Source organism: Pseudomonas atacamensis (assembly GCF_017167965.1).
Lineage (GTDB): Bacteria > Pseudomonadota > Gammaproteobacteria > Pseudomonadales > Pseudomonadaceae > Aquipseudomonas > Aquipseudomonas atacamensis.
Genome location: NZ_CP070503.1, coordinates 1163848 through 1188499, shown reverse-complemented (window position 1 = coordinate 1188499; position 24652 = coordinate 1163848). Strand labels below are relative to the sequence as shown.

General features: G+C 60.6%; 17 protein-coding genes, 1 pseudogene and 1 riboswitch. Of the genes and pseudogenes, 7 read left to right on the top strand and 11 right to left on the bottom strand.

Annotated features, from left to right (window positions below; all coding sequences use genetic code 11):
• Positions 1-94 precede the first annotated feature (94 nt).
• Together JWU58_RS05525 and JWU58_RS05520 are read right to left on the bottom strand one after the other, a co-directional pair.
• Positions 95-829, bottom strand: coding sequence for a YiaD family glycine zipper/OmpA-like lipoprotein (locus JWU58_RS05525; protein WP_041479972.1), 735 nt, complete (start codon positions 827-829; stop codon positions 95-97).
• Positions 830-949: 120 nt separating this feature from the next.
• On the bottom strand, positions 950-1594 hold the full coding sequence (locus JWU58_RS05520; RefSeq protein ID WP_123444180.1) for an MBL fold metallo-hydrolase: 645 nt from the start codon (positions 1592-1594) through the stop codon (positions 950-952).
• Positions 1595-1793: 199 nt separating this feature from the next.
• Here JWU58_RS05520 and JWU58_RS05515 point away from each other — a divergent pair, with 199 nt between their 5' ends.
• Entirely contained in the window at positions 1794-6326 is a 4533-nt protein-coding gene (locus JWU58_RS05515; RefSeq protein ID WP_206421583.1) for a M10 family metallopeptidase, read from the top strand.
• 97 nt (positions 6327-6423) lie between these two features.
• Here the strand turns inward: JWU58_RS05515 and JWU58_RS05510 are convergent, their stop codons facing one another.
• The 5 genes from JWU58_RS05510 to JWU58_RS05490 all read right to left on the bottom strand — a co-directional run bounded on the left by JWU58_RS05510 (position 6424) and on the right by JWU58_RS05490 (position 15532).
• A complete protein-coding gene (locus JWU58_RS05510) occupies positions 6424-9159 on the bottom strand; it encodes a winged helix-turn-helix domain-containing protein (protein ID WP_206421582.1) in 2736 nt (911 codons plus the stop codon).
• Between the two features lie 175 nt (positions 9160-9334).
• Positions 9335-10699 carry a DUF1329 domain-containing protein gene (locus tag JWU58_RS05505; protein WP_024014265.1) on the bottom strand — a complete coding sequence of 455 codons (1365 nt, stop codon included), beginning with the start codon at positions 10697-10699 and terminating at the stop codon, positions 9335-9337.
• Positions 10700-10726: 27 nt separating this feature from the next.
• Positions 10727-12616 (bottom strand): DUF1302 domain-containing protein, encoded by a 1890-nt coding sequence (locus JWU58_RS05500; RefSeq protein ID WP_206421581.1) that lies wholly within the window; start codon positions 12614-12616, stop codon positions 10727-10729.
• 337 nt (positions 12617-12953) lie between these two features.
• On the bottom strand, positions 12954-14636 hold the full coding sequence (locus JWU58_RS05495; RefSeq protein ID WP_076564087.1) for a fatty acid--CoA ligase: 1683 nt from the start codon (positions 14634-14636) through the stop codon (positions 12954-12956).
• Positions 14637-14902: 266 nt separating this feature from the next.
• Positions 14903-15532, bottom strand: a complete 630-nt coding sequence (locus JWU58_RS05490) for a LysE family translocator (protein WP_206421580.1) — start codon at positions 15530-15532, stop codon at positions 14903-14905.
• Positions 15533-15817: 285 nt separating this feature from the next.
• On the opposite strand from JWU58_RS05490, the gene JWU58_RS05485 reads away from it, so the two are divergent.
• The 3 genes from JWU58_RS05485 (at position 15818) to JWU58_RS05475 (ending at position 18651) form a co-directional block, all read left to right on the top strand.
• On the top strand, positions 15818-16783 hold the full coding sequence (locus tag JWU58_RS05485) for a 2-hydroxyacid dehydrogenase (protein ID WP_206421579.1): 966 nt from the start codon (positions 15818-15820) through the stop codon (positions 16781-16783).
• Positions 16784-16815: 32 nt separating this feature from the next.
• Positions 16816-17814 (top strand): class I SAM-dependent methyltransferase, encoded by a 999-nt coding sequence (locus JWU58_RS05480; protein WP_123444174.1) that lies wholly within the window; start codon positions 16816-16818, stop codon positions 17812-17814.
• A 39-nt stretch (positions 17815-17853) separates the two neighbouring features.
• A riboswitch (yybP-ykoY riboswitch) is annotated at positions 17854-17978 on the top strand.
• A gap of 88 nt (positions 17979-18066) precedes the next feature.
• A complete protein-coding gene (locus JWU58_RS05475; RefSeq protein WP_041479980.1) occupies positions 18067-18651 on the top strand; it encodes a TMEM165/GDT1 family protein in 585 nt (194 codons plus the stop codon).
• A gap of 133 nt (positions 18652-18784) precedes the next feature.
• Here the strand turns inward: JWU58_RS05475 and JWU58_RS05470 are convergent, their stop codons facing one another.
• On the bottom strand, positions 18785-19603 hold the full coding sequence (locus JWU58_RS05470; RefSeq protein WP_016773242.1) for a M48 family metallopeptidase: 819 nt from the start codon (positions 19601-19603) through the stop codon (positions 18785-18787).
• A gap of 251 nt (positions 19604-19854) precedes the next feature.
• Between JWU58_RS05470 and JWU58_RS27485 the strand changes: the two are divergent.
• A pseudogene (locus JWU58_RS27485) lies at positions 19855-21141 on the top strand (methyl-accepting chemotaxis protein); the annotation flags it as partial.
• A 12-nt stretch (positions 21142-21153) separates the two neighbouring features.
• Positions 21154-21996, top strand: a complete 843-nt coding sequence (locus tag JWU58_RS27480) for a methyl-accepting chemotaxis protein (protein WP_370593580.1) — start codon at positions 21154-21156, stop codon at positions 21994-21996.
• Positions 21997-22203: 207 nt separating this feature from the next.
• Here the strand turns inward: JWU58_RS27480 and JWU58_RS05460 are convergent, their stop codons facing one another.
• From JWU58_RS05460 to JWU58_RS05450, 3 genes are read right to left on the bottom strand one after another with little or no spacing between them, the layout of a single operon-like run.
• Positions 22204-22827: an SOS response-associated peptidase gene (locus JWU58_RS05460; RefSeq protein WP_024014271.1), complete on the bottom strand. Its 624-nt coding sequence runs from the start codon at positions 22825-22827 to the stop codon at positions 22204-22206.
• A 35-nt stretch (positions 22828-22862) separates the two neighbouring features.
• Positions 22863-23123: a putative signal transducing protein gene (locus JWU58_RS05455; protein ID WP_024014272.1), complete on the bottom strand. Its 261-nt coding sequence runs from the start codon at positions 23121-23123 to the stop codon at positions 22863-22865.
• A gap of 9 nt (positions 23124-23132) precedes the next feature.
• Complete coding sequence (locus tag JWU58_RS05450) at positions 23133-23315, bottom strand: CPXCG motif-containing cysteine-rich protein (RefSeq protein ID WP_206421577.1); 183 nt, start codon at positions 23313-23315, stop codon at positions 23133-23135.
• A 138-nt stretch (positions 23316-23453) separates the two neighbouring features.
• Between JWU58_RS05450 and JWU58_RS05445 the strand changes: the two genes are divergently transcribed.
• Positions 23454-24620, top strand: coding sequence for a 1-acyl-sn-glycerol-3-phosphate acyltransferase (locus tag JWU58_RS05445; protein ID WP_041479984.1), 1167 nt, complete (start codon positions 23454-23456; stop codon positions 24618-24620).
• Positions 24621-24652 lie beyond the last annotated feature (32 nt).

The following is a 24652-nucleotide window of genomic DNA, read 5'->3' as shown; positions in this document are numbered from 1 at the left end:
TGTGGGAGCGGGCTTGCCCGCGAAAGGGCCGGCACAGATGACACAAAAAAATGCCCGATCACAAGACCGGGCATTTCTTCATCCAGGCAATCGCTTATGGATACTGCTGCACCGTGCCCGGCTGCTGTTGCTGACCACCATACTGCTGACCCGGAATAGCCTTCAGGTTGACTTCAACCCGGCGGTTCTGTGCGCGGCCGTTGACGTCACCGTTACTGGCAATCGGGTTATCCGGGCCGGCGCCACGGGCCGACAGGTTGGCACCGCTGACGCCTTGCGAGGTCAGGTAGGTCGCGACGCTCTGCGCACGACGCTGGGACAGGTCCATGTTGTGCTGGCGGCTGCCGGTGCTGTCGGTGTAACCGACGATTTCGATCTGGTTCTGGTTGAACTCTTTCAGCGAGTTGGCCAGGTTGTTCAGAGGCTGGTAGAAGCTCGGTGCGATGTTCGCCGAATCGGTGGCGAAGGTGATGTTGCCCGGCATGATCAGCTTGATCTGATCGCCCTGACGCTGCACTTCAACGCCAGTGTTGGCCATGCTCGCGCGCAGTTTCTTTTCCTGCTGGTCGGCGTAGTAGCCGTAGCCTGCTGCGGAAGCACCGACGACAGCAGCGCCGATCAAAGCGCCCTTGCCACGGTTGTCGTGACCGATGGCGGCACCGGCGAGTGCGCCGGCTAGTGCACCGAGGCCACCGTATTTGGCGGTTTTGCTCATGCCTTGCGAGCCACCGTCGGCCTGACCCTGATTGTCATACGGATTAGGCGAGGCGCAGCCGGACAGCACGGCCACGGCAGTAGCGACAATAATCAAACGACGCGTGGTGAACATGGAGAGCTCCTGGTTTTTTGCATTCTGTGGTGCAGCGGCCACTGATCAATCAATGGACCTGCGCGGGCGTTGGATCATGACAATGCCAAAAAATTCCGCCCGCTGCCCGTGACAAAAAATTCAGGCACGCACAAACGGGTTCTCGCGCATCTCATCACCCAGACGCGTATCCGGACCGTGCCCGGTAACCACCGTCGCGTCCTCGTCCAGCGTATACAGCCGCTGCTTGATCGAACGCACGATGGTCGCCTGATCGCCACCCCACAAATCCGTGCGCCCTACACCGCGACGAAACAGCGTGTCGCCGGCTATCAACAGCTTAGCCTCGGAAAACCAAAAGCTCATGGAACCGGGTGTATGTCCCGGCGTGTGCAGTGCCACGCCGCAACCGCAGGCCAGTTCTTCGTCATCGCTCAACCAGCGATCCGGCGACGGCACCGGGGTGTAAGGCACGCCGAACATCTGGCATTGCATCTCGAGGTTGTCCCAGAGGAACTGGTCGTCCTTGTGCAGATGCAGGGTCGCGCCGGTTTTTTCTTTCATCTGCCCGGACGCGAGGAAGTGATCGAGATGGGCGTGGGTGTGGATGATGCTGACGACCTTCAGGCCATGCGCATCGAGGCGCGCCATGATCAGGTCAGGGTTGCCGCCGGGATCGACGACGATGGCTTTTTTTGTGATCGGGTCGCCGATGATCGTGCAGTTGCACTGGAGCGGGCCGACGGGGAAGGTTTCGCGGATGAGTTCGGGTCTTGGAATGGACATTGAAGTCTCGACGTGCGGCTGAACAAGTTGTTCAGCATTCTACTTTACCAGCCGATACAAACGGTTCCAGCCAGAAATCTGGCGTCATACATCAGAAAGTAGTGGCGCAATGATGTCAAACAGCAAATTCTGGTGCAAAATCGATTTCTTTTTGTAGCGGTCGCATTCAGGAAGGGCCGCATAGTCATCAGGAACCTACATGCCTACGCCCAAGACTTATTCCTTCAGTTTGCCATCCACGTTGACCGGCAATGCCATCGTCGACAGCCTCATTTCAGGTACCTATTGGCTGGGCGCCAACTGGACCCCAACCGGACCGACCAACCTCAGTTACAGCTTCATGGCGCCGGGCACGTCTTATTTTGTTATCGACTATAGCCCTGACAACGAATACAACGCTTTGTATGAGCTCACGACGGGGCAAAAAAATGCTGTCACCAGCGCCCTCGGAGCGTGGAGCGCTGTTGCCAATCTGAATTTCACCCTGACCACCGACACTATCAGCAACGTGGGTGACATGCGGTTTGGCGGCTATCGACTGATGGACGACAAGACCGCTGCGTGGGCTTATTTTCCGTCAAACACACCGGTAGCCGGCGATGTCTGGATCGGTCCGCAAACCAACGATGCGAATCCGGGCAAGGGAAGTTACGACTACCTGACATTTGTTCATGAGATCGGCCACGCGCTGGGCCTCAAACATCCTTTCGATACCAGTTCAACCAACAACACTCTGCTGGACCCGACGCTGGACGATGTTCACTTCACCGTGATGAGTTACAACAGCAACTATTCGTACCAGCCTACCACACCGATGGTGCTGGACATCATTGCGATCCAGAGTCTGTATGGCGCCAACATGGCCTGGCAGGCCGGCGACACCGTTTACAAGTGGGCTGCCAACCAGTCGATTTTCGAAACCATCTGGGACGGCGGTGGCAACGACACCATCGACGGCAGCAATCAGCTCGCCGCCGTCAGCATCAACCTGAATGAAGGCGCCTACAGCCAGATCGGCAAGGCATTCGTCGATTACAACAACCTGACGGCCATCAATGACGGGCTGGCGATTGCCTACGGTGCCAAGATCGAGAACGCCGTCGGTTCCGAGTTCAACGACATCCTGACCGGCAACGCACTGAACAATACGCTGAATGGCTATATCGGCGCTGACACCATGAGCGGCGGCGACGGCATCGACACCTACTACGTCGACAACATCGGCGATGTCGTCATCGAGACCGATACTTCACTGACCGCAATCGATCAGGTGTATTCCTCCATCGACTACACCCTGGGGGCCAACGTCGAGCAACTTATCCTGATCGGCACGGCCGTCAACGGCACCGGCAACTGGACGAACAACACCCTCATCGGCAATGCCAGCGATAACGTGCTGGACGGCCGGCTCGGTGGCGATACCATGATCGGTGGTCTGGGCAACGACACTTACATCGTCGACAACGCCTACGACAGCACGATTGAAACCAGCACCCTGGCGGGCGAAATCGACACCGTACGCGCCTCGATTGACTGGACTCTGGGCGCCAACCTGGAAAACCTCATACTGACCGGCAATGCCAACCTCAACGGCACAGGCAACGCGGTGAACAACGGCATCATCGGCAATGACGGCGATAACGTCCTCGACGGTGGCCTGGGTGCCGACGTACTGGTCGGCGGTCTGGGCAACGACACCTACATCGTTGACAACGTCAACGAAAGCGTGAGGGAAAACAGCACACTGGTCAGTGAAATCGACACCGTGCGCTCTTCGGTGGACTGGACCCTGGGCGCCAACCTGGAAAACCTGGTGCTGACCGGCACGGCCATCAACGGCAACGGCAATGCACTGGACAACACGCTGACCGGCAACGCCGCTGCCAATACGCTCAACGGCAGCCTCGGCGCTGACACCATGATCGGCGGCGACGGAATCGACACCTACTACGTCGACAACATCGGCGATGTTGTCATCGAGACCGACACTTCGCTGACCGCAATCGATCAGGTGTACTCCTCCATCGACTACACCCTGGGGGCCAACGTCGAGCAACTGGTCCTGATCGGCAACGCCATCAACGGCACCGGCAACTGGACCAACAACACCCTCATCGGTAACGGTGGCGATAACGTGCTGGACGGCCGGCTCGGTGGCGACACCATGATCGGTGGTCTGGGCAACGACACCTACATCGTCGACAACGTCTACGACAGCACGATTGAAACCAGCACCCTGGCGGGCGAAATCGACACTGTGCGTTCCTCGGTCAACTGGGCTTTGGGCGCCAATCTGGAAAATCTGGTGCTGACCGGCAATGCCAACCTCAACGGCACGGGCAACTCGACGAACAACGACATCATCGGCAATGACGGCGATAACGTTCTCGATGGTGGCCTGGGTGCCGACGTACTGGTCGGCGGTCTGGGCAACGACACCTACATCGTCGACAACGTCGCCGACAGCGTGAGAGAAAACAGCACCGTCATCAGCGAAATCGACACCGTGCGCTCTTCGGTGGACTGGACCCTGGGCGCCAACCTGGAAAACCTCGTACTCACCGGCACGGCCATCAACGGCAACGGCAATGCACTGAACAACACGCTGACCGGCAACGCCGCTGCCAATACGCTCAACGGCAGCCTCGGCGCTGACACCATGATCGGCGGGGACGGCATCGACACCTACTACGTCGACAACATCGGCGATGTCGTCATCGAGACCGATACTTCACTGACCGCAATCGACCAAGTGTATTCCTCCATCGACTACACCCTGGGGGCCAATGTCGAGCAACTGGTCCTGATCGGCAACGCCATCAACGGCACCGGCAACTGGACCAACAACACCCTCATCGGTAACGGTGGCGATAACGTGCTGGACGGCCGGCTCGGTGGCGACACCATGATCGGTGGTCTGGGCAACGACACCTACATCGTCGACAACGTCTACGACAGCACGATTGAAACCAGCACCCTGGTCAATGAAATCGATACTGTGCGCTCTTCGGTGAACTGGACCCTAGGCGCCAACCTTGAAAACCTCGTACTCACCGGCACGGCCATCAACGGCAACGGCAATGCACTGAACAACACGCTGACCGGCAACGCCGCCGCCAACACGCTCAACGGCAGCTTCGGTGCTGACACCATGATCGGCGGCGACGGCATCGACACCTACTACGTCGACAACATCGGCGATCTCGTCATCGAGACCGATACTTCACTGACCGCAATCGACCAAGTGTATTCCTCCATCGACTACACCCTGGGGGCCAATGTCGAGCAACTGGTCCTGATCGGCAACGCCATCAACGGCACCGGCAACTGGACCAACAACACCCTCATCGGTAACAGCAGCGATAACGTGCTGGACGGCCGGCTCGGTGGCGATACCATGATCGGTGGTCTGGGCAACGACACCTACATCGTCGACAACGCCTACGACAGCACGATTGAAACCAGCACCCTGGCGGGCGAAATCGACACCGTACGCGCCTCGATTGACTGGACTCTGGGCGCCAACCTGGAAAACCTCATACTGACCGGCAATGCCAACCTCAACGGCACAGGCAACGCGGTGAACAACGGAATCATCGGCAATGACGGCGATAACGTCCTCGACGGTGGCCTGGGTGCCGACGTACTGGTCGGCGGTCTGGGCAACGACACCTACATCGTTGACAACGTCAACGAAAGCGTGAGGGAAAACAGCACACTGGTCAGTGAAATCGACACCGTGCGCTCTTCGGTGGACTGGACCCTGGGCGCCAACCTGGAAAACCTGGTGCTGACCGGCACGGCCATCAACGGCAACGGCAATGCACTGGACAACACGCTGACCGGCAACGCCGCTGCCAATACGCTCAACGGCAGCCTCGGCGCTGACACCATGATCGGCGGGGACGGCATCGACACCTACTACGTCGACAACATCGGCGATGTCGTCATCGAGACCGATACTTCACTGACCGCAATCGACCAAGTGTATTCCTCCATCGACTACACCCTGGGGGCCAATGTCGAGCAACTGGTCCTGATCGGCAACGCCATCAACGGCACCGGCAACTGGACCAACAACACCCTCATCGGTAACGGTGGCGATAACGTGCTGGACGGCCGGCTCGGTGGCGACACCATGATCGGTGGTCTGGGCAACGACACCTACATCGTCGACAACGTCTACGACAGCACGATTGAAACCAGCACCCTGGCGGGCGAAATCGATACTGTGCGCGCCTCCATCGACTGGACCCTGGGCGCCAACCTGGAAAACCTCGTACTCACCGGCAGTACCCACATCAATGGCTCGGGTAACGCATTGAACAACAGCCTGACCGGCAACGACGGTAACAACTCGCTGAACGCCGGTGCTGGCAATGACCTGCTCATCGGTGGACTCGGGACAGACTCGCTGACCGGCGGCATCGGTGCGGACGTGTTTGTGTTCAATGCCTGGAACGAGAGCGGCCTTGGCAACCTGCGCGACGTCATCACTGACTTCAGCAGTGCCCAAGGTGACAAGATCGATCTGACCCACTTCGACGCCAACCTGCTGAGCGCAGGCTTCAATGGTTTCGCTTTCATTGGCGCCGACGACTTCACAGGCGCAGGCCAATTGCGCTTCGTCGACCATGTGTTGTCGGGCAATGTCAGCGGTAACGCCGGTGCGGATTTTGAAATCCAGCTGGTCGGTGTCAACAACTTCAACGCCACTGATCTGGTGGCGTGATCTTCGTCGCGCTTGTACCACGCGGTCTGTAGAACAGACCGCAGCCACAGAAACGCCCCGACTGGTTCGGGGCGTTTTTTATTGACTGGTACGGCGGCTAATCAAGAACACCCAGCGCCTTGGCCCGCGCGACCGCTTGAGTTCGACGCTCCACCCCCAACTTGCTGTTGATGTGACTGGCATGGGTTTTCACCGTATGCAGCGAAATGAACAACTGCTCGCTGATTTCCTGATTGGAACAGCCCTGAGCGATCAGGCGTAGCACGGCCAGCTCACGGCTGCTGAGTTGTTCAGTAGTTGAGTTTTCTACGCTCGGTCGTGGCGCGGCTGTTGGAAAATGCGTGAGCAATTGCTGGCCGACCGCGCTGCAAGTGAGCGCCTGCAATTGCCCGCGCAACCAGTCGGCATGGTTTTTCAGCAGCGCATCAAAAGGTTGGTAAACGCCGCCGGCCGCAGCTTCCAGCGCCTGACTCAACACCTTGCGCGCATCGGGCTCGCGTCCACTGCACAGCAACAGCGCCACCTTCTGCGTCAACGCCATCACACTGAGCAACTGCCGGCCGGTCCGCTGGCCGTTTTCATGCAACACGTTCAGCCGCCCTTCGGCGAGCATCGGTTGCCCCTGAATCACATCGAGCAGCGCCTGTTGCAGTTCCACATGCAGCGGCAGCTGTGGATGAAACTCCGGCGGTGCCGCAGCGTTTTCGCCGGTGTAGGTCTGGCCCAATCGTGCGAGCCACGCCTCGGCAAGATCAATACGCCCTTGGGCCAGCCACAGTTCGCATTTGACCAGGGTGATCATCGCCAGATAGTAGATCGGCGGTACGTCCCAGATGTGCATCAGGCGTTCGGCTTCGGCGAGTTCGGCGAAGGCCTTGGCGAATTCGTGACTGGCGCCGTCGAGGCGGGCAATCACGCAGTGGCCGATCAGCACGCTGATGTCGCGACAAGCCCGCGCCTCGCCAATCCCGGCCAGCAGACGCACGCGTGCGGCTTGCGGCTGCAAACGCATCGCCAGCAGGAAACCTTCGTACAACGTCAGCCGCGCGCGTACGGCGTACAGCCGTTGCGGCGACAGACCGCGCAAGCGTTCCAGGCCCTGATGCACTTCATCCAGCGCACGCAGAATCTCGCCCCGTGATTGCAGAACCCGCGCCCTGTCGTAATGCGCCAGCGCTTCGAATAATGGATTGCCGACCCGTTGCGCCAGTTCAAGCGATTCGCGGTTCAGGCCACGGGCGCGCCACAGATCGCCGTCGGCGATCGCCAGATTGGACAAGGTCGACAGGCACATCAGCCGCTGGCCATAACGCTTGGCCGGCAGGCTTTCCAGCGCCTCGCTGCAATAGCGCAAGGTCAGCTCGCGATGGCCGCGTCCGCGAGCGATGATCCCGCTCAGCGCCAGCCATTGCGCCAGCATGGATTTCTGCGCAGTGGCCGAAGGCGCTGGCAGGAAACGGCTCAAATGGCTGGCCAGCTCTTCAGCGGCGTCGAGCTGACAGGCCAGCCCCAGCGCCCAGCTGTAGAGCACGATCAGCCGTGGCGTGCTGATCAGCAGGCTGTCGGGCAAGTCCATTTTCCAGCGCAGCAGCATGCCGACGTTCTGCTCGGCGAGCAGCTGTTCTTCGGACAGGTTCTGTACGAGATTTGCCGCGACATCGAGATGCCCGGCACGCAAGGCCTGCTCCACCGCTTCGTCGAGCAGGCCCTGTGCGTTGAACCAGCGGCAGGCGCGCAAATGCAGGGTGGCGTTGGGCACCATCGCCTGGGCGATCGGCCGGCTGCGCAACAAGTCAGAGAACAAATGGTGATAGCGATACCAGTGACCGTGCTCGTCCAGCGGCACCAGAAACACCTGATGGGCGAGCAGAAAGCGCAGGATCTCGGCGCTGTCATGGGCTTCGCGGACGGCGTCGCACAGTTCGCTGCAAAAGCGTTCCTGCGGAGCTGTTTCGTAGAGAAACGATTGCACTTCGGCCGGCAGGCAATCGATGACTTCTTCGAGCAGATAGTCGCGTATCAGCCCTTCGCCGCCGTTCAGTGCTTGCGGCAGCGCGGCATCGTTGCCCGCCTCGGCCACCGCCAGCAGCCAGAAGCGCAGGCCGGCGACCCAGCCTTCGCTGCGCCGGATCAGGCTTTCCAGTGCTTCGCCGCGCAGTGAGCTGCTGTGGCGGTCGAGCAAGGTCAGGGCCTCGTCGTGGGTCAGGCGCAAGTCCTGTTCGTGCAGCTCGAGCAACTGCCGCGACAGGCGCAGACGCGCCAGATGCCAGTCCGGGCGCTGACGGCTGGTGACCATCACCAGCAAGCCATCGGGCAGATGATTGAGGAAAAATTGCAGGCAACGATCCAGCACCGGCCCTTGGGCGAGGTGGTAGTCGTCGAGCACCAGCAGCAGCGGTGCAGCAGGATCGAGATGCAGCGCCAGCTCATCGAGCAGACCGTCGAGCCACTCTTCGAACGCAAACGGCTGATGGCGCTGACGCATTTTCAACAGACCGAGAGCGCCAGCGCCCAAGGCCGGAAAATAGTCCTGCAGACCTTCGAGCAAGCGCTCGAGAAAACGCCCGGGATCACTGTCTCGTGGGCTCAAGCCCAGCCAGAGACTTTGCCAATGCGCCGGCAGGCTTTGACAGAACTCCACCGCCAGCGAGCTTTTGCCGAACCCGGCCGGGGCGCTGACCAGCAGCAACCGACCTCCGAGCCCTGCCTGCAGACGCTGGCAAAGGCGCGGCCGCAAGACATAGCCATCAGGCAGCGGCGGGCGGAAAAAACGCCCGTCCAGTGCTGCGACGGTGATGCTTGCGGGACCCGGAAGTGGGGACAGATCAGTCATGGCCGGCTCTTGTTCGAAGGCGATTGGCGGCGGTGCAGATGTCCGCAGCCTAGCCTTAAACGAAGAGGTAATGAAGGTCACTGCTACAAATGGCTACAAAAAGGCTACAGACACAAAAACGCCCCGAACCGGTCGGGGCGTTTTCACGAGGATGCGGCCTCGGGTTTACGCAGGTTTAGCGAACACCATCCTGACGCAGAGCGGCCGGGGTGAAGTCGCTGGTGGTGGCGGTGAAGCCGAAGTCATACGCCTGCTTCTCTTCGTTCTTCATGCCCAGTGCCAGATAACGGCCGGACTGCAGGTCGTAGAGGGTTTCGAGGGCGTACCACGGCACTTGCTTGTCGTAGTAGTTCTCGGCATGTGCCTCGGCTACACGCCACAGTTGGCCGCGACCGTCATAGTGGTCGATGACCGCTGCCTGCCAGGTGTCCTCGTCGATGTAGAAGTCACGCTTGGCGTAGATGTGGCGCTGGCCTTCCTTCAGGGTCGCGACCACGTGCCAGACGCGGCGCAGCTCATAGCGTGCCAGGTCCTGATTGATGTGGCCGGCCTTGATGATGTCCGAGTACTTCAGTTTCGGATCGTCGAGCTTGTAGCTGTCGGAGGCGATGTACATCTCTTTCTTGCCTTCGAGCTTCCAGTCGTAACGATCCGGCGCACCGTTGTACATGTCGAGGTTGTCGGAAGTACGCAGGCCGTCGGCGGCGGTACCCGGGCCGTCGTACGACACTTGTGGTGCACGGCGCACACGACGCTGACCGGCGTTGTAGACCCACGCCGAACGCGGCTCCTTGACCTGATCGAGCGTCTCGTGCACCAGCAGTACGCCACCGGCCAGACGCGCCGGCGCGGTTACTTTCTGCTTGAAGTAGAACAGGATGTTGCCCGGGTTCGCCGGATCGTAGTCCTTCATCTTGTCGCGGAATACGAACTGATCCTGGAAGTACACCAGGCTGTACGAGCCGTTCGGTTGCGGCGTGGCCTGGGTCACCAGACGGGTCACGCTGCCGCCGCGATAGCGGGTGATGTGGTTCCAGATCACTTCCACGCCGGTTTTCGGGATCGGGAACGGCACGGCGGTATCGAAGTTTTCCAGACCGTTGCCGCCGGACACCAGGTTGGTGCTGGTGGCGTTCTTCTTGATCGCGGCGAACACGTCATCCGGCACGGTGGCGCCGCGATGGGACGGGTAGACCGGCATCTTGAAGGTTTCCGGGTAGCGCTTGAACATCGCGTACTGGCCCGGGGCAAGCTTGTCCTTGTACTTGTCGACATCCTTGGCAGTGATGGTGAACAGCGGCTGCTCACTGGCGTAAGGGTTGGACAGGAAGCCTTTGCTGTCGACGCTGCCGGCATTTTTCGGCAGCGGTTTCCAGGCCGGGATCGAACCGTCGGCATTACCGGCCATTTCCGCGCCCATCGGCGTCAGGCTCTTGCCCAGTTTATCCGCTTCGGCAGCAGGCACCGCCGCCATGACACTGGTCGCCAGCAGCGACAGGCCCAGAACACCGGCGTGGAACAGACTCTTTGTTATTTTCATAAATTCGTTCGTCCTGAAATGCAGTGCTTAGAAGTTCACGCCGAAGCTGAGCGCCACGAAGTCGCGGTCATCCACGGTGGTGTACTTGCCGTCGAAGAAATTGGTGTAAGCCAGGCTCGCGGTGTAGGTGTTCTGGTACTCGGCATCGACGCCCAGGCTGACCGCTTTGCGACCTTCCTCGAAGTTGCCGCCAGGGCCTGGCGAGTAACCGCTGACGTCGTGGGACCAGGCCACGTTCGGCTTCAGGTTCACACCGGCAAACACGTCGTTGTATTCCCAGATCGCCCGACCACGGTAGCCCCACGACATCGACGTGGTGAAACCGTCGTTTTCGCAATTGCGGCTGCGGTTGTTCTGCGGCGAACCCGGGCCTGCGCCGTTGATGGTGCTGTTGTTGAGGATGTTGGCGCAGGTATCGATACTGCCAGTGGCCGGCAACTCACCCGGACCGTAGACCGGATCGCGGCCATAACGCTTGTCGGAACGGCTTTCCAGGCCACCGACGTAGGTCGCGCCGACTTCACCAACGAGGGTCAGACGGCTGGCGCCCATGACCTGATCGAAGAAGTGCGTGAACGTCGTCTGGATCTGGGTAATCTCCTTGCGCTCATAGCCATGCAGATCCTGACCCGGCACGCCGGTCAGCAGCGAAGCGTTGGTCAGCGCGCCGCCCAGTGGACGCACACCGGCAAACAGGATGTCGGTGGAGTTCAGTTGTACCGGCGCGTTCGGACGGTAGCTGATCTCACCGCTCCACGCCGTACCGGTAGGCAGGGTGGTGGAGAAGCTCAGACCGTAGAGACGAATGTCTTCCGGGTATTCGATGAAGTAATTGGAGTTGCCCGCAACCAGCAGCGGTGCGAGCGCGGCAAACGGCCCCGGCAGCGCGGCGGCGGTGTTGTAGACCGATTGCGGTGCGCCGGTGGCGCTGAAAATCGGCGCACGGCTGTGGTAGTTCATGAAGTAGGCGCCGAACTCGGTGTCGAGTGGCTCGAACATGTATTTGAGGGACGCGCCCCACTGACCGCTATCGCGCGCGTCACGGTCCGGCCCACGGCGCACCAGCACGCCTTCTTGGTCGACGTTCACACCGTTGGCGGCCAACGGCCCCAAAGCGATCGCCGGAATCTGCGAACGCTTGTTCAGTACGCGCAAATTGTTGTCGCAACCGTCGGCAACGATGTCTGGCTGGGAGAAGAAGGTGCCGCAGTTGTCGACGACGGTCTGATCCCATTCCAGTTGGTAGAACGCTTCGGCCGAGAGGTTATCGGTGAGGCTCTGCGACACGTAGAACATGTTGACCGGAATCAGGCCTTCCTTGATCTCGGCGCCCGGACGACGGAACGCGGAGACGTCGATCGGGTTGATCGAGTTGATGCCGCCGCCGATGAAGGTACTTTCACCCCAGCTCACTACCTGCTTGCCCAGACGCACGGAACCCGGCTGATCGGCGATCGCGTAGTTGTGGTAGACGAAGGCGTCGAGGATCTGCCCGCCGGAGGACTTGGCGCCCTCTTTGCGGTTGCTGTCGCTGATGTCCTTGAATTCGCGGCTCTCGTCCTTCAGTTCGAAGTCGTACCAGTACTTGCCACGGACGAACACGCCGGTGTCGCCGTATTTCAATTCAAGGTCATGGATGCCCTTGAAGATCTTCGAGAAGGTTTCGCCGCTCTTGAAGTTGGCGTGACCGTCATCAGAGGTCTGCGACAGGCCGCGGCCGCCGTTGTTGACGCCGATGAGGTTCTTGTTCGGGCTCTGAGTAGACCAACTGGCACCGATCGACAGGGACGAGTCGAACTGGCCTTCGATTTCACCGACGTTGAAACTGACGCCGAATGCAGGCCCGGCGAGCGAGGAGGCAAGACTGACCGCCAGAGGCAGTTTCGCCCGGCGCCAGAACTGGTTTACTGAGGTCATCGACGCTACTCCATGTGCATTATTGTTATGGCAGTGAGTACTTTTAAAAACGCTGTGGAGGACCGGGCGCCAGGGCTGCCCGAAATCGTTCCAGAGTTGCTCGCCCCGTTCAGTGCGTGTGCTCCGTTTTCAAAAAGTCCTTGAGCGGACTATAGCCAGCGGGTGGTAGTGCTTGATCCCTCTAAAGTGTGATTTGCAGCCGCCAACCACTCTGGAACAGTCCTTTCGCCAGTCCGACACACGTCGGCACGGCAAGGATGGCTGATTTTTTCGATTTCACAAGCCAAGCGCTTGCTTGGTGGGTCTGGCGCGCCGGTTTCGGCGCGCCAGCAGGCACTTAAAGTGTCGAAAGGAAGGTGCTGTTGTTGGCCTGCCATTCGGTGATGTCGAGGCGGATGCGCTTCTTGTCGAGCTTGCCGACACTGGTCTTGGGAATTTCGGTAACAAGGGCGATCTGACTGGGGATCGCCCACTTGCTCAAGTGCCCCAGCTCGACGAACGGCTTGAGGTGTTCCTTCAGTTCCCGTGCACCGATCACCTGCCCTTCACGGACCACCAGCAAGGCAAACGGGCGCTCGCCCCACTGCGGATCGGCGATGCCCACCACTGCTACTTCGCGTACCGCCGCATGCCGGCTGATGAGGTCTTCGAGGTCGAGGGAGGAGATCCACTCGCCGCCGGTCTTGATCACGTCCTTGATGCGATCACGAATATCGATCACGCCCATGCTGTCGAGCGTGGCGACGTCACCGGTGTGCAACCAGCCACCGGCCCAGAGCTCGGCGCCCTTCTGCGGCTCGTTGAAATAACCTTCGGTCAGCCATGGCGCGCGCAGCACCAGTTCGCCCTGGGTTTCGCCGTCGGCCGGAAGGAAATTGCCCTCGCCGTCGACAATCGCCGCTTCGACCAGTGGCCCCGGCACGCCGGCCTTGATCCGGTAAGTGGTGCGCTCGTCTTCGCTGCCGGCCATCAATTCGTCGTTGAGGTGCGCGCAGGACACCAGCGGCCCGGTTTCCGACATGCCGTACGCGGCCGTCAGTTGAATGCCTCGGGCCTTGGCGTTTTCATAGAGGCTGCGATTGAGCGCGCTGCCGCCGATGACGATTTTCCAGCCGCCAAAATCGGCACCCTGCGCGGCCTTGGCGTTGAGCAGCATCTGCAGGATGGTCGGCACGCAATGGGAAAAGGTGACTTTCTCCTTGCGCCACAACTCCACCAGATACTCCGGATCGTAACGCCCCGGATAAACCTGCTTGAGCCCGAGCATGGTCGCCACGTAAGGCAGACCCCAGGCGTGAACGTGGAACATCGGCGTGATCGGCATGTACACATCGTTGGTGCCGAGCAGGCGTACGCTGTCGATCGAACCCATGATCGTCGCCACGCCGATGGTGTGCAGCACCAGTTGCCGGTGGGTGAAATACACGCCTTTCGGATTGCCCGTGGTGCCGGTTGTGTAGAACGTGGTGGCCACCGAGTTTTCGTCGAAGTCCTGGAAATCGTATTGCGCACTCGCAGCGGCCAGCAGTTGCTCATATTCGCCGACGAGGTTCGGCAGCTCTGCGGTTTTCTCGGGCAGATCGCTCAGCAGCAGGGTTTTCTCCACCGTGGTCAGCTGCGGCGCGATGGCCTGATACAGCCCGACGAACTCGCTGTTGACCAGCACGAAGCGGTCCTCGGCGTGGTTCATGGTGTAGAGGATCTGCTCGGGTGACAGGCGCACATTGATGGTGTGGATCACCGCGCCGATCATCGGAATGGCGAACATGCATTCCAGGTAACGGTGGCTGTCCCAGTCCATCACCGCCACGGTGTCACCGGCCTTGACCCCGGCAGCCGTGAGCACGTTGGCCAGCCGCGCAACCCGCTCGATCAGGGTCGGATAGCTGTAGCGCAACTGGTCGCGGTAGATGATTTCGCGGGTTTTCTCGTAACGGGCGCCGGACATCAGCAGCCGTTTGATCAGCAATGGATACTGGTAGGCCCCATCGGCCGGCGGAATGACCCGAGTCTGCAACATAAGAATCCCTTTTCTGACTGCACGGTGTTGGCGGAGAGATTCGTACTCTAGTGCGCCTGCATGACAGTCAAATCAGCCAAAGGAATGATTTGCAGAGCCGTACAAATGCTAGCTTTGCGCCAGCATTTCGGGCCAAAGTTGAAGAAAACACGACCTGTGGGAGCGAGCCTGCTCGCGAAGGCGTCGGGTCAGTCGACATTTTTGGTGACTGGACTGGCGCTTTCGCGAGCAGGCTCGCTCCCACAGGGATTGATGTGTTCCAGTTCTCAATGCATCTCGGTGAACGAGATTTTCACGCCGAGAGCAATCAGCACGGCGCCCATGGTGCGGTCGAACCAGTGGCCCATGCGGGCGAAGCCGGCGCGCACGCGTTGCTGGCTGAACAGCATCGCCACCAGGCAGAACCAGATCGCCGTCGCCACCGCCAGGTAAACGCCGTAACCGGCCTGCACCGCCAGCGGTGTGTGCGGGTTGATCACCACGGTGAACAGCGAGAGGAAAAACAGCGTGGCTTTCGGGTTCAGACCGTTGGTGACGAAGCCCGAGGTAAACGCGCCCCGCGCGGTACGTACGCCGGTTTCCCGGTGCAAGTCATCGGTGACGGTTTTCGCCGGTTGTGCGCGCAACGCCTTGAAGCCGATGTAAAGCAGATACGCGGCGGCGGCCCACTTCAGCGCGTTGAACAGCACGATCGATTGCGACACGATCAGACCGATGCCGAGCAACGAATAGCCGACATGCAGGAAAATCGCCGAGCCCACGCCCAGCGCGGTCCAGGTGCCGGCGCGGCGCCCATGGGTCACGCTCTCGCGCACGACCACGGCAAAGTCCGGTCCGGGGCTGGCCACGGCGAGCAGATGAATCAGGGCAACGGTCAAGAACTCGGTCCAGTACATGGGGGCTCCTTTGGGGCAGCTTGGTCAATAAAACATCTGTAAAGAACACAGTCCTGTGGCGAGGGGATTTATCCCCGTTGGGTTGCGAAGCAGCCCCAAAAACTTCTGTCTGGCCCGCAGGCAATGATTTTGCGACTGCTGCGCAGCCAATCGGGGCGGTGCGACGTTTCGCTAAATCCCCTCGCCACAGGGTTAGGTGTCCGCGGCGGGGTCAGCGTAACGATTGTTTCATCTGGTAGGCTCGGCAGAGTACGCCTTCCGCTCACAGCACAAAAGGTACAGTTGATGACGAACACGCGCCGCGCGGTATTCCTTGATCACCCTTCGCTGGATCTCGGCGATCTGGACCTCGGTCCGTTGCACGAATGCTTCAGCGACTTGCAGCTGTTCGCCCAGACTCTGCCGGAACAGGTCAGCGAACGCCTGCACGGCGCCAGTGTGGCGATCACCAACAAAGTCGTGATCGACGCGGCCGCCATGGCTGCCAACCCGCAACTGAAACTGATTCTGATCAGCGCCACCGGCACCAACAATGTTGACCTCACTGCCGCCCCCGCCCACGGCATCACCGTGTGCAATTGCCAGGCTTACGGCACGCCGTCGGTGGCGCAACACACGATCATGCTGTTGCTCAACCTCGCTACGCGCCTGGCCGACTATCAGCAAGCAGTGGGCGAAGGCCGCTGGCAACAGGCGAAACAGTTCTGTCTGCTCGACTACCCGATCGTCGAACTGCAAGGCAAAACCCTCGGCCTGCTCGGCCATGGCGAACTCGGTGGCGCCGTGGCGCGACTGGCCGAAGCGTTTGGCATGCGCGTGTTGCTCGGGCAGATTCCGGGGCGCCCTGCTCGACCGGATCGCTTGCCGCTGGAAGAACTGCTGCCGCAGATCGACGCCCTCACCCTGCACTGCCCGCTCAACGAGCACACCCGGAACTTCATCGGCGCCGGCGAACTGGCCGCGATGAAGCCCGGCGCATTCGTGGTCAATACCGCTCGTGGCGGCTTGATCGACGAGCAAGCGCTGGCCGACGCTTTGCGTAGCGGCCACCTCGGCGGTGCGGCGACCGATGTGTTGAGTGTCGAGCCACCGACCCAGGGCAATCCGCTGCTCGCCGCCGATATCCCGCGCCTGATCGTCACCCCGCATAACGCTTGGGGCAGTCGCGAGGCGCGCCAGCGTATCGTCGGGCAACTGAGCGAAAACGCCCAGGCGTTCTTCAGCGGTGAGGCGCTGCGGGTCGTCAGTTGATAAACTGCGGCACTTTTTTTCAAGGAGCAGTTATGGATCCGCGCAGTGAAGTACTGCTTCGTCAGGCCGAGTTATTCCAGGGTTCGCTGCTGTTGGCCGGCCTGCCCGCCGATGATTTGCTCGGGCGCTTGCCCAACGCGTTCGGCTGGTGCTGGCACGCTGGCGATCAAGCCGCACTGGACGCACGTTTCGAAGGCCGCAGCCATTTCGGCGTAAACGTGCCCGAGCGCGAATTCGACAGCGCTGTGGTGTTCCTGCCCAAATCCAAGGACCTGACCGATTACATCCTCAACGCCGTGGCGTCGCGTCTGGCCGGGCGCGAGGTGTTTCTGGTCGGGGAAAAACGCAGCGGCATCGAAGGCGCGTCCAAGCAGCTCAATCCGTTTGGCAAGCCGCGCAAACTCGACAGCGCCCGGCACTGCCAGCTCTGGCAAGTCACCGTGGCCAATGCGCCTGAAGCGAAACCGCTGGAAAGCCTGGCGCAGACTTACGAACTGCCGCTGGCCGAAGGGCCGTTGAAAGTCATCAGCTTGCCGGGCGTGTTCAGCCACGGTCGACTGGATCGCGGCAGCGCCCTGCTGCTGGAGCATCTGGACAAACTGCCGAGCGGCCATCTGCTCGATTTCGGTTGCGGCGCCGGCGTGCTGGGGGCTGCGGTGAAACGTCGCTATCCGCACAATCAGGTGACGTTGCTGGATGTCGACGCGTTCGCCGCCGCCAGCAGCCGTCTGACCCTCGCCGCCAATGGCCTGGAAGCCGAAGTGCTGACAGGCGACGGCATCGACGCCGCGCCGATGGGTTTGAGCGCGATTCTGAGCAATCCGCCATTCCATGTCGGCGTGCACACCGATTATTTCGCAACGGAGAACCTGCTGCGAAAAGCGGCGAAACATCTGAAAAACGGTGGCGAACTGCGCCTTGTGGCGAACAGCTTCCTCAAGTATCAGCCGTTGATCGAGGAGCACCTGGGCGTGTGTGCAATCAAGGCTGAAGGCAATGGTTTCCGGATCTACCGGGCCAAGCGCGGTTGAAAATTTGTTCTTGCCCAATCGGATTTGCCTAGGCAGAATCCGCTCCGTCCTAGGGGAGTAGTCTCCCACGAGCGCCATGCTCGTCCGGCATACGTCAACATACTTGATCCTCAGATCATGGCGTATGCGACCCAAGCGTCCGCACCAGACGGATCGCAGGGTTTGACAAGACCTATGACACGCACACCTTACCCGGGGCGGGAAGGCTGTACGTGTCATAGCCGTGTCGACCCGCCCCTTAGGAAATCCCTGATGCTGGACTCGCTACTCGTTCCCACCGCTATCGTTGCCTTGGCCGAAATCGGCGACAAGACGCAACTGCTCGCGCTGATTCTCGCCGCTCGCTTTCGCAAACCCTGGCCGATCATTGCCGGGATTGTCGCCGCGACTTTGGCCAACCACGCAGCAGCCGGTGCGGTAGGTGCCTGGGTCGGCAGTTTCTTCTCCGACGCCGTCCTGCACTGGATCCTCGCCGCCAGCTTCGCCGCCACGGCACTGTGGACCCTGGTCCCGGACAAAATGGATGACGACGAAGCCAGCACGGCGCGCAAGTTCGGGCCGTTCCTGACCACGCTGATCGCGTTCTTCCTCGCGGAAATCGGCGACAAGACGCAGATCGCCACGGTGATGCTCGCCGCGCAATATCCGGAACTGTGGCTGGTGATTATCGGCACCACCGTGGGCATGCTGATTGCCAACGTGCCGGTGGTCCTGGCGGGTAACTTTGCCGCAGAGAAACTGCCGCTGACCCTGATCCGCCGCCTCGCGGCTTCGGCGTTCATGATTCTGGCGATTGTTGCGGTTTATAAAGCGATGCAGAGCAGCGGCTGGGTTTAACCCCGAGAGAAGGATCGTTCCCACGCTCCGCGTGGGAATGCAGCCGGGGACGCTCTGCGTCCCGCTTGGAACGCGGAGCGTCCCTTGCGGCATTCCCACGCAGAGCGTGGGAACGATCATGACCCCGTCAATCTCAGGACTTCGGGGCTTTTTCGTACAACGGCATCACTTTCGGAATGGCTGCCTGCAACGCAGCAATGCGGCTGCTCGATGCCGGGTGAGTGCTCATGAATTCCGGTGGCGCGCCTTCGGAAGCCTTGCTCATCTTGTCCCACAGGGTGATCGCCGCGTTCGGGTTGTAACCGGCGCGGGCGGCCAGTTCCAGGCCGATCAGGTCGGCTTCGTTTTCGTTGGCGCGGCTGTTGGGCAAGGTCATGCCGTAGTTGGCCACGGTGTCGGCCAGCGCCAGGCTGTCCTGGCCCAGACCGAACAGGGCACCGGCGCCCTGCTTGGCCATTTCCATGCCATAGGCTTTGGACATCGCTTCACGACCGTGCTCGCGCAGTGCGTGGGCGATTTCATGGCCCATGACCGCAGCGATTTCATCGTCGGTGAGTTTCAGACTGTCGATCAGCCCGGTGTAGAAGATGATCTTGCCGCCGGGACCGCAGTTGGCGTTGAGCTCATCGCTCTTGATCAGATTGACTTCCCATTGCCACTGCGCCGCGTCCGGGCGGAAGGTCGGCGCCTGGGCGATCAAGCGGTTGGCGATGGTCTGCACGCGCTTGGCTTCAGGGCTGGTCTTGTCCAGCACACCTTTGCTCGACGCCTCGCCGACAGTCTTCTGATACGACTGCGCGTACATCTGATCGACCTCTTGCGAGGACAGCATGCTGAACATGTACTGCTTGCGCTCCACGCCGACGGCACCGCCGCTGGTGGTGTTGACCGACTGACAACCGGCCAGCAACAGCGCTGCGCTCAAAGCACTTACCACTAATGTCTTGTTCATTCAAAAGCTCCCTGAAAACCTGAGGCGTATCCTAGGCGGCTAATTGTATCGGCGCCAGATACAACGGACGCATTGCGCGTACATCCACCTAAGGCCGCAAGTCTGGCTGGAAATTCCTCAACGCGCATTGAATCCGCCGTGCACCGATCCATCAGCGACATCGCGCGGCGATTCCGACCAACGTCTCTCATGGCCCTGCACACCCCGCCGATAAATCCCTCGCAGATTGTCCTCTTGCGTGCGGAGCTACCATGAAGTTCAAGTCGATCCAGTTTTCCGTCGCCGCCCTGGCCGGCGCCATCGTTCTCAGCGTGGTCGCGGCGCTGGTGCTGTACGCGCTGTTCTCCGGCGCTCGCACGCAAGAAATGGTGCAACAGCGCACCCAGGCGCAGTTCGAGCAAGTCATCGAACAGCGCCTGACCTCACTGGCGCAGACCCAGGTCAGCCAGATCCAGCGCGAACTGGAAGCGCCGCTGCTGATTGCCGGCGGTCTGGTACGGGTCAACGCCCTGCTCGGCACAACCGCCGCCGATGGCCAGCCGCGCCTGAGCGTCAGCCGCGAACAACTGATCAGCCTGATCAAGGAAAACGTCGAAAAGAACCCGAAGATTCTCGGCACCTACATCGGCTGGGAAAAAAACGCACTGGACCACAATGACGCGGCCTACATCGGCAGCGCCGTGGTCGGTATCGACCCGGCCACCGGGCGCTTTTTGCCGTGGTGGTTCCGCAATACCGACGGCAGCCTGGGCGTGGACAAACTGGCCGATGTCGACGACCAGAAAACCTTGTCCACCGGCATACGCGCCAGCGAGTATTACCTGTGCTCGAAAGAGACAAAGAAACCCTGCGTGATCGACCCGGCACCGTACAAGGTCGGTGACAAGATCGTCATGCTCGCCTCGTTCATCGAACCGATCATGGTCAACGGCGCGTTCCAGGGCATCGTCGGCGCCGACCTCTCGGTGAACTTCATTCAGGACATGCTGCTCGCCGCCAACCAGAAGCTTTACAGCGGCGCCGGTGAAATGGCCCTGGTCGGCGGCAACGGGCGGATCGTTGCCTACACCAAGGACTCGAGCAAATTCGGTGAAAAAGTCAGCGACATCCTCGACGCCGAACAGGCCGGCAACCTAGCCAGTCTCAAGCGCGACGAGGTCACCTATGCGGTGAATCAGGCCAAGGGTCGTATCGAGCTGTACCTGCCGTTCGGCATCGGCCAGACCGACGCGCGCTGGACGCTGATGCTGCAACTGCCGCTCAACGCGGTCATGGCCGATCTGCAAAACCTCCAGGCTGATCTTGATGCCCAACGCAAATCCGACACCTTCGGCATGGCCATGGTCGGCCTGATCATCGCCGGCATCGGCCTGCTGGTGATCTGGCTGGTGGGTCACGGCATTGCGCGGCCACTCAAGCAAATGGTCGCCATGCTTGATGACATCGCTCAGGGCGAAGGCGATCTGACCCGGCGTTTGAGCAGCGACCGCAGCGATGAACTGGGCTCGATTGCCAAAGGCTTCAACACCTTCCTCGCCAAATTGCAGGCGATGATTACGCAAGTGGTGACCTCGGTGCAGAGCGTCAGTGATTCTTCGGAACACACCGCCGACATCGCCATTCGCACCAACATCGGCGTGCAGAAACAAATGGCCGAAATCGATCAGGTGGCGACTGCGGTGCAGGAAATGACCGCCACCGCCCAAGACGTGGCGCGCAACGCCACCCAGGCCGCACAAGCGGCAAGCCATGCCGACCAGGCCGCCAGCCAGGGCATGCAGATCGTCCGCGACACCTCGAATTCGATTGGCGTACTGGCGGTGGAAATCGGCAAGGCTGTCGAGGTGGTGCAGACGCTGGCCAAGGACAGCGAAAACATCAACGCCATCCTCACCGCCATTCGCGGCATCGCCGAACAGACCAACCTGCTGGCACTGAACGCGGCGATTGAGGCCGCGCGAGCCGGCGAGCAGGGTCGCGGTTTTGCCGTGGTCGCGGATGAGGTGCGCAATCTGGCGCAGAAAACCCAGAAGGCCACCGAAGAAATCCAGAGCATGATCCAGCAGTTGCAACAGGGCACGCGCGATGTGGTGCGCGTCATGGAAGACAGCCAGAACCGCACCGACGAAAGCGTGCAACACGCGGCGAAAGCGGCCGAAGCGCTGGAGACGATCACCCAGGCCGTGTCGGTGATCAACGACATGAATACGCAGATTGCCAGTGCGGCGGAAGAGCAAAGTGCAGTGGCCGACGACATCAACCGCAATGTGATCAACATCGGTCAGGTGGCGAATGAAGTGGCCGGCGGTGCGGATGAATCGAGCTCGGCGAGCGCCGGGTTGACCAAACTGGCGGAGCAGCAGCGGCGGTTGATCAATCAGTTCAAGGTTTGAAAGATCAAGAGCCCCTCACCCTAGCCCTCTCCCTCCGGGAGAGGGGTCCGACCGCGATGTCTTGCGCTCTACATCGACCTGGAAAAAAACAGTCGATTATGGATTCACAACAGATCGTTCAGGTCGGTGTACCTCTGAAGCATCCCCCATTCGGCTCCCTCTCCCTCCGGGAGAGGGCTGGGGTGAGGGGCTTTTGATCCACGCAAATCAAGCCGGGGTCAAACACTCCGGCCCGTTCAACTTCGGATCATTCACCAGATTCGCCAGCACCCGCTCACGCAGCGCCGCCGGTTCACTGGCGAGCAATCCCTGCAAGACATGCAGCGGCGTTTCAGGATCAAGCCAGGCAGCCTGCCCCGCTTCATCAAGAATCAACGGCCGCCGCTGGCTCGCCGCCGACTGAGTAATCACCGCCGTGCTCAGCCAGACCTGTTCCTGCACCGGATACGCTTCCCAGATCGCCGCGAAAAACAACGACGAGCCCTCCCCCGGCGTCAACCAGTAAGGCCGCTTGCGCTGGGTGCCACGCCATTCGTAGAAACCGTTGGCCGGCAGCAGGCAGCGACGCAAGCGCAAGGCCTCACGAAACATCGGCTGTTCTGCGACGGTTTCAGCGCGGGCATGGGCCGGGGTCTTCGACAGATCGGTCAGCCACGGCGGCGTCAGCCCCCAGCGCGCACGGGCCAGCGTGCGCTGGCCGTCTTCTTCGGCACGCAGCATCAACACCGAATCATTCGGGGAAATGTTCCACTGCGCCTGCTGATCGGCGGGAAAACCTGGCAGGGCCGCGAACTCACGGTTCCAGCGAAACAGGGCATAACGTCCACACATGGGGCAACACGACTCTGAATAAAACGAAGGCCAGCCTAACAGACCAGCGTGCCGGGAAAGCTTTCCGGTTCGTCGCCGGGCAACGGCAGCGCGGCATTGTACGCGGTGATCAACTCGCGGGCGTATTCGGCCTGATCGTTATCCACCGACAGCCAGAGCAGGCCGAAGATCGGCAATTCACCCGCACCGCCCACCAGATCACGACCGATCAGATGCGCCTCGATCCCCTCACTGGCAAGCATGCCCTTGAGCATTTCGCCTTCCATCAGGTTTGCCGGTTCGTAGATGCGCTGCATACGCGGCCCTCACTCGTTTTCGCTGAAGACTTCCAGATGCCACTCTTCTTCATGTACCTGCAGGACAAAGGTGATCGGACGACAGCACACCTTGCAGTCTTCGATATACGTCTGATCCCCAGCGGACAAATCCAGAGTGGTCTCGACTTCCTCACCGCAATACGGACATTCATACAGTGCATTTTCCAGCATCGCGGTCTCCCCAGTGACTTGTGCGTATAATCGCCGGTCTATTTGCAGGGCTATTTTTGTCTGGCTACTTTTCAGACCGTGCCCCGCGGGTTTTCGATCAAACCCTTTACTTACCCTAGCCGTTTCCAACAAGAGAGCATGATGGGCGAATTCGATGCCATCCGACCTTACGACGACAGCGAAGTACCTGCGGTACTGGCAAGGCTGCTCGGCGACAAGGCGTTTCTAGATATCCTCACCCACTTCCGCTTCCCGCGTTTTGCCGGTGCCTTCGGCTGGATGCTCAAACCTCTTATAGCCCATCGGCTGCGTCGTGAGTTTGCCGACGTGAATTCCGTGGCTACCTTACAGGACAAAGTCGAGTTCTACGTCGACCACACCATCGAGCGCGCCACCGACGGCGTGACGTATACCGGTGTCGAGCAATTCAAGTCCGGCAGCGCCTACCTGTTCATCGCCAACCACCGCGATATCGTCATGGACCCGGCCTTCGTCAACTACGCCGTGTACCACGCCGGCCTGCCGACGCCGCGCATCGCGATTGGCGACAACCTGCTGCAAAAGCCGTTTGTCAGTGACCTGATGCGCTTGAACAAGAGCTTTATCGTCCACCGTTCGATCACCGGCCGTCGCGAGAAAATGGCTGCGTATCAATTGCTGTCGGCGTACATCAATCACTCGATCCGCAACGATTGCGCGTCGATCTGGATTGCTCAGGCTGAAGGTCGGGCGAAGGACGGCGACGACCGCACCGAGTCGGCGATCCTCAAGATGTTCCACATGAGCCGCAAGGACGAGCCGTTCGGCGAAGTGATCCGCTCGCTCAACGTGACGCCGGTGTCGATCAGCTATGAGTACGACCCGTGCGATCAGGCCAAGGCCCGCGAGCTGTACATCCGCGCCACCACCGGCACCTACGCCAAGGCGCCGGGCGAGGATGACGTGAGCATCGCCAAGGGCATCACCGGCTACAAGGGCCGGGTACACGTGAACTTTGCCGCGCCGATCACCGAGGTGTTCGAAGACACCAAGCAATTGGCGATCGAAATGGACAAGCAGATTCTCGGCGGCTACCGGTTGTTCCCGGTGCATTACCTGGCGTACGCGCAGTGGGCGGATGCCGATCCGCAACTGAATGTGCCGACGGCGGCCGAGGTGTTCCCGGCTGACGAACTGGCCAAGGCGCAGGATGAATGGCAAAGCCGTCTGGACGCCTGCCCCGCTGAGCATCGGCCGTACCTGGTGCTGCAATATGCGACGCCGGTGCGCAATCAATACCGGGTCAAGGCTGGATTGCCGCTGTAGGCAACAGCTGTGGCGAGGGGATTTATCCCCTC